Here is a 6,274-nt window from a genome sequence, read left to right as displayed (position 1 = left end):
TCGTAGCTATAGGTGTGCCGCATCAGGTCCTGGCCTTCTTGACTCGCCGCCCGTAGGCTAGTTATATGGCCGTCCCCGTCATATCCGTATTGGACGTTGACGCCGCTGCCATACAGGATCGAGGCGATGCGGTTGCCTTCGCCATAGCTGTATTTCGCTACGCTATCCCGTCCCTGCAGCACTTCCTCGACACGGCCTATTTTATCATAGCGGTATTCCGTATGTCTGCCCGCAGCATCGGTTAATCCGGCCATATTTCCATCTGCGTCATACTGATACTCCAACACTTTGCGCGCGCCGGATCCGGACAGATCGTTCAGATCGCTTGGCCATTGCTGTCCGCCTCGTCCGCTCACTCCATCCGCACCTTGCCCGGACTGCGTGCCCTGGAACCATTTCGGCCGGCTCCCTTCGCTCTTGCGATGGGTCCCGTTCTGAGGCTCGCTCATATACTTCGCCGTCAGCTTGCCATCTGGCGTGTAGGTATAGTCATACCGCACATGCGCGTTGACCGCCGTCTTCAAGGTGCCGTCCTCGTTGTACATATAGGCTTCTTCCGCGCCGGTGGATGCTTCTCTGCGCTTCAGCAATTGGTCGTCGAAGTTGTACGCGTATTCGATGACGCGCTCGTTGCGGTCGATTTGCCGCGTCAGGCGGCCTTGTCTGTCGTATTGATACACCAGCGCCTGCTGCGACGGATCCTCAATCGCGGCCAGCTTGCCCAGACTGTTGTAACGGTACGAGGTCGTATGACCGTTGCCGTCCGTCGAGCTTGTCATATTTCCGGCACGGTCATAGCTGTACCTCTCTTCGCTTCCGTCCGCACGGGTAAGCACCTTGATGTTGCCCCACGCATCCAAGGTGTGCCGCGTCGCATTCCCTTCGCCGTCCACGATGCCCGTAATGTTGCCGGCCGCGTCGTAGGTGTATTCTTGGCTCACCTTGCCCCGGGCGCTGGCCTCCGCGGTGCGGATCTGCTTCACCCGGCCGCCGATCGTATACGTGTATTCGACGCCGATCCCTTCGCTCTGCTTGCGGATTAACTCTCCGGCTTGATTGTACCGATTCTGCTCCACGATGTGGCCGTACGCATCGAACACTTCCGTCAGTCGGTTCAACGCATCGTAGCGATAGACCGTGCCCTGGCCATCATCGGTAAGCGGATTATATTGATTCGGCGATACATGCTTGATGACTTGGCCCGTCTTGTCGTAGAACAGCCGCGTCGTGTCGCCCCGCTTGCCGGTGATGCGGATTTGCCGGTTCATCACGTCATAGTCGTAGGTGACGCGGTTTCCGTTCGTATCCGTTTCCTCCAGCACATTGCCCGCCCGGTCGTACTTGAAGTAGACGCTTCTTGCCTTGGCGTGCTTGCTCTCGCGGCGGCTGAGCTGAACGATCCGCCCAGCCATATCATAGCTGGCCTCGGTCTCATACCCTTCCGGCACGATCAGCTTGGTAACATTGCCGTTCCGGTCATACGAATAGGAAGTCACTGCGGCAATCTTGTCTCCGTCATTTGCCTTCTTCGCACCTTCCGCCAAATCTTCCACGTCTATCAGATCCAGCTTGCGCTCAAGCAGTCCCGCCGCATTGTATTCGTAGCGGGTGATCTGGACTTTTTGCGCGCTCAGCTTGCGCCGCTCGGATGTTTTCTGATTCAGGCAGTCGTAGGTGTAGCGGACTTCTGCACCCGTGTCGTCGTAGATCAGATTTACCCGGCCCAGCTTGTCATAACGATAGCAGACGCTATTGTATCGGCTCGCGTATCCAGTCTCACCGACATGCTCCGTCGTCCGTTTCTCTTCGGTCGGATTGCCCGCTTTGTCGTAGCGGTACAGAGTCAGCTTGTATAGAATCGTGCCGTCCGCTGCCTCCACCGGCTCCCGTTTTTCGGTCAGCCAGCCTATCCGGTTATAAGCATACAACGTGCCGAAGCGCTCTTCATCCGTTTTGGCGCTTATCCAGCCTTTGGCGTCGATGGACTTGACCACTCGTCCAGCGCTGTCGTACAGGAATCGCTTGCTGACGTTGCCTGCCGGGTCGGTAATCTGGATGAGGCGGTTCATTGCATCATAAGCGTATTCGGTGCCCGGGCCATCATCCGTCTCAGGATCATATCGCTCAGGATCGATGGTCTTGATCACATTTCCGGCGGCGTCGTATTTCGTACGGGCAATCCCGCCGTCCGGGTACAAGGTTTTGATCCGGCGGTTCCTATGGTCGTACACGTATTCCATCCCCGCACCGTCATCGGCAGCTCGGCTGTAATGGTTCGGATTGACTTCTTTCAGCAGGTTGTCATGAATGTCGTACATGACGCGATACTCGTTCTGCATCGGGTCGGTTGTCCGAATGAGTCGGTCCATGAAGTCATAGCGGTACTCCGTCCCTTTGCCGCTGCCGATCTGCTCGATATATTCGTTCGGCAGCACCTTCTTGATCAAGTTCCCGATCGGATCGTAGAACATGAGGGTGGTGTTGCCTTCAGCGTCGGTGATGCGCGTCCGTTGATTGATCGCATTGTAGGCAAACTCTACCGTTCCATAAGCGGTCGTTATGCTCGTCATCCGGGCCGCTTCGTCATAGCCGTACCTGAATTGCTGGCCTTCCGCATCCTGAACAAGGGTCGGCGCATCCGTATGCTTCGCGTCATACCGGAAGCTTGTCTTATGGCCTGCCGGATCCGTCCGGCTCAGCAGCATGCCGCGCGCGTCATACGTATACGTGGTGACGGCATAATCCGCATCATCGATAGACGCTTTTTCCTCAAGCAGATTGCCACGTTCGTCATAAGTATAGACGGTGTCGCTTCCACTGCTCGTCGTCGTGCTAATCCGGTTCTGGTCGCTATCGTACCGGTGCAGCACCTGCGATCCGTCAGGTTGCGCCTCCTCAAGCAGATTGCCGTATTCGTCGTATACCCAACGCGTGATAGCCCCGCTCGCATCGGTGTGGCTGTCTTTGTTCTGATATTGGTCATACGTATATGCTTCATGTGTACCGTCATCATAATGAATTTCGGTGACCAAATAATTGCGGTTGTATTTGTATTTCTCCACTACTCCGGTCGCATGGAACGTGAAGGTGGTGAGCCTTGCCCGCTCGTCATATGCGATCTCCGTGACATGGCCCTCCTGATCGTACTGCCGAATGACCCGGTCTGCGCTATCGTAGACGTTGCGGACATAGGTGTGGCCGTTTTGATCCGTAATGGAAAGGATACGCCCCTCCTCGTCATAGGCATACGCGACTGCGCCCCCGTTCGGGTACGTCACGCCAATGAGCAGCTCGCCTGCATATCGGTACTCGACTTTGCGGCCAATGTTGTCCACAATTTTAATAACTTTCCCGTTTTCACATGTAAAGGCAAGCACCTTGCCGCCCGGTGTGGTCAACGTGCGCAGGCCCTGTTCGTCATAAGCAAGCGTCGTCTGGTTGCCGTTGCGGTCGCTGATGGATTCCAGCCGTCCGGTAGCCCCGTCGTAGACGTAGGTCTGCCGCTTGTGCTTGACGACATACCGGCCTCTTGCCGGTTCCTCGCTCAGGCGATAATCGAGCGCTCCCGCCCGTTCGTTCTTCCATACGTCCCCCTGCTTGACAAAGCTCTCATAATGCCCGTCCGTGCAGATGAGAAACATGCGATCCTCCAGCCGGGTCAGCGAGCTCTCAAAGGCAAACAGCCAGCCTCTGCCCATCATGCCGACGAATGGACTAAGCGAGTTAAAGCTTCGGGTCAGCTCCAGCGTGTCTCCGATATCATGGACGACCAGATCGGTCGCTTGCAGGTAGAACCTTCCTTTGGCAACATCGATCGGGTCTCCCTTAGTAACCAGATTCCCCACATTGCTTACTAAGGACATCTTCAATTGGCTCAAAAAGGTTGCTGTATCGATATTTCCATTTTTCCACAGCTGCATCGCCGTTTCCCCGGTCATATCTCCGGTTACCGCCGCTCCGTATTTGCCGAACGGATTTTTGCCTCCCGCAAAAGAGAACGCTGCGCCAAAGACGCTGCGCACCGCATTGCCGAATAGATCCGCGCCGCCGGTATTGCTGATCTCCAGCACGTTCGATGACACGAAGCTCGCCGTATATCTGCCTCCGAACTGGGTCAGCATCCCCGATCCGCACGGTATCCCTTTCAATATGCCGCCAGAGATCGTTCCCGCCAGTGCGCCATTGTAAAAGCTTTTCAAATAATGACCGAAGATGCCTTCCCCTGTCTGACTGCCATTCAAGGGATCGTACGGATCGAATATCGCCGTAATCGCCGTATTGATGGCCCCGCCGGTTAATCCGCCGGTCAGGACAGTCGTTCCGCCGAGCATGAAGCCCCCGCCCAGAACGGCGATGGTCACCGAGCCGTATTTGACAATGTTGTACAGCTCCTCATTGCCGCCGAGCACGGTATCCCGCATGAAGTTGTGGGATGTGGACAGGTCGCCCACCTGAGCCTTGGCGAAATCCTCCCGCCCCTCCGCAATCTCGCTGACCCCCACGGCGGCGGAGACGGTTCCGGCAACGCCGACAATGAGGGGAAGGGCAACGCCCCCCGTTGCCACAGTGGCGACTGCTACGGCAACTACGCCGACTACCAAGGCAATGGCGCCGAACCCGAATTTGCTCTTCGCCTGCTCCGCCTTGGCAATGCAAGCTTCCCGATAGGCCAGCGCGTGATCGTTGACCTCTTTCATCAATTTGGCGTCCTCGGCCAGCTGCGCGCTGTCGTCGAACGTCTCTGCCGGCGCTTTACCCGGCTCACCCAAATAGATGATTTTTGCAGCCATCACATAGGTCATATCCTGTATCGCAATGGCGTGTGCGGGATCGACGAACTCCCCTGGACTGCGGCTAATGAACACGTCCTCACCCGCTGTGATGGCGATCCGCTTCGGAACGACCGGAGGCGCGTCCGCTGCCGCACTTGCGCTCTCGCTCTCTCCCATCGTCATATCGGCGAAGGCCCGCACATACAAGTCGGTATCGGAGACGATCTCCACGACACCGTCTCCCGACAGACGCAGCTTGATGCTGTCTGCGTCATTGGCGCTGAACACGATGTCTTGAGCGGACAACCGCATTTCTTTGCCCGTATCGTTGTTGAGGGCTCTGTTCTGCGGATCGGACATTTTATGCCCATACTTGCTCTGCTCCGCTCCCTTCCTGACCGCTCCGATGGCGATCGCTTCTCCTTCATTCATCGTAGGAAAATGCAGCATGACCTGAGACCCCGGCTTCGGCATCAGGTACGAAATCTGGTTGTCTATGCCTGTGGAGTAAGGAAACCAACACGTGCTGCCCTGCGCGTGCGCAGGATCAATGCCGAGATGCAGCCGGATTTGATTTCTCGAAATCTCGGTAATTTTACCTTCCAGGGACACCCCTTGAATCCGGGCATTGGCGATATAACCTTCCCTTACGCCGTCAGCAGTGCAGAAGGTATACGTGTACTGCAATATGCCATCCTGTACGACGGCCCTTGCTCGGCGGATGACGAACAACCGCCGTCCAAAGCTCACTCGTCCCCCTAGGGGAAGTGAGGCTAGCGTATCCACCTCAAAGCTGATAAAATCCGTGTCCCGGAGTTCAGGGTTCTCATTCGTCTGGGCAAAAAGGCAGCGGCGCAGGTCGTTCCGGATGACATACTGATCGTCCGCTACATCGACAGGCTCATGATCCGTGGAAACACCAAGCGAGAAGCGAGCTGATCCCGAAGCCGCATCCGGCACGACAACGGCCTCAAAATGCGATGCAAGCCGCTTAATAAACTGCCAGTCGGTCTCCTCATATTGCACGATGAGCCGGCCGATCTTCTCATCTTCAGAAGCGTGATCCTGAAAATAGGCGTTCGGCTCCTCCTTCAGAACCTGCTCAATCACCTCACGGTAGGTCATGTCCACTTGTTGAAAGGAACGTCTTTTTCGTTCCATATCTAAAGCGTATGTATAGGACACGGCGTCAATTTTCAACACATACACACTTCGTATGCACCGGATTTCCACATTGCGAATCATGCCATGAAACAGAATTTCCCCTTGGTTGCTTCTGTCTTCCCCCTTCCGCTCCCCACTGTCTTCAAGCTCTTGGTACAGGACGACCGGAGCGCCGAATTCAAGCTCATGGATGCAGCTATCCTTCTTCTCCTCCGGAATGATGGCGCTGAATTGAAGCTGCACATGCTCATTAACTTCTTTGGTCAGGGTAAGTCCGGTTAGGCTTTGCAAATCAACCTGAATATCGAGAATCAACCCCGCGTATCTAATCCTCATCC

The 6,274-nt window shown here is 55.9% G+C and carries 1 protein-coding gene; it reads right to left on the bottom strand.

Going from position 1 to position 6,274, the window contains the following annotated elements; all coding sequences use genetic code 11:
• A partial coding sequence (locus A372_RS35340) for a DUF6531 domain-containing protein (RefSeq protein WP_019419954.1) occupies positions 1-6,272 on the bottom strand: 6,272 nt, incomplete at its 3' end.
• Between the last annotated feature and the right edge of the window lie 2 nt (positions 6,273-6,274).

This window comes from Paenibacillus sp. OSY-SE (assembly GCF_000283315.1).
Classification (GTDB): Bacteria; Bacillota; Bacilli; order Paenibacillales; family Paenibacillaceae; genus Paenibacillus_B; species Paenibacillus_B profundus.
Note: the sequence above shows the minus strand (reverse complement) of the source record. Positions and strands in the feature narration are given on the sequence as shown.